This is a genomic window from Psychrobium sp. 1_MG-2023 (genome assembly GCF_030689115.1).
In the GTDB taxonomy this organism is placed as follows: domain Bacteria; phylum Pseudomonadota; class Gammaproteobacteria; order Enterobacterales; family Psychrobiaceae; genus Psychrobium.
Map to the genome: position 1 here is coordinate 1 of NZ_JAUYVJ010000075.1, position 982 is coordinate 982.

A 982-nucleotide genomic window follows, 5' to 3' on the forward strand; every position below is an offset into this window, starting at 1 on the left:
GATATAAGCATTCTGTTGTGGATTACCAGGCTGAATAAAGACTAAAGTTATCTGATTGCTCTCAGCCCAATCAGCCAGCTTTTGACTAATATATTCTGGGCCATTATCACAACGGATTGCTTGTGGTTTTCCCCGCCATTCAATAATTTGCTCCAGCGAACGAATCACTCGTTCAGCAGGCAATGAGATGTCGGCATCAATGGTTAACCCCTCACGATTAAAGTCATCAATGACATTGAATAATCGGCAACTGCGTCCATCCGATAGTTGGTCATGCATAAAGTCCATCGACCAACATTCATTGACCGCCTCTGGTACAGCCAGCGGCTCAGGTACTTCTCGCACCAATCGTTTATTGGGCTTGATACGCATATTTAATGCTAGCTCACAGTAAATACGATAAACACGCTTATGATTCCACTTGTAACCTTTGACGTTACGTAAATAGAGAAAGCATAATCCAAAGCCCCAATTGCGTTGGTTTTGAGTGAGACCAATTAATAAATCAGCAATGAGTTCATTATCCGCATTTAACTTAGGCTCATAGCGATAACAGGTTTCGCTAATTAAAAACGTTCGGCATGACGCCCTGATACTCAATCTTTTGTGACTTACCGCTTCCTTGGCTAGTAATCGGCGTTCGGAAGCTTTTACCACTTTTTTGCCATAGCTTCCTGTATCACTTCGGCCTTGAGACGCTCTTCAGCGTACATTTTTTTAAGGCGACGGTTTTCATCCTCAAGCTCTTTCATTCGAGCCATTAACGACGCATCCATACCACCGTATTTTGCCCGCCACTTATAGAATGTTGAATTACCCATGCCATGCTCACGGCATAGCTCAGCAATAGGAACGCCTGATTCGGCTTGTTTTAAAATAGCCATAATTTGGCTGTCGCTAAAGTGTGCTTTTTTCATGTGAATCTCCTTGCAGTTAGCATACGAGAAAATTCTACGTTTGACTTCGATTATTTTAGGGGAGG

General features: G+C 42.8%; 1 pseudogene. It reads right to left on the minus strand.

The features are described from left to right. A pseudogene (locus Q8W26_RS17815) lies at positions 1–917 on the minus strand (IS3 family transposase); the annotation flags it as partial. Positions 918–982: the final 65 nt, after the last annotated feature.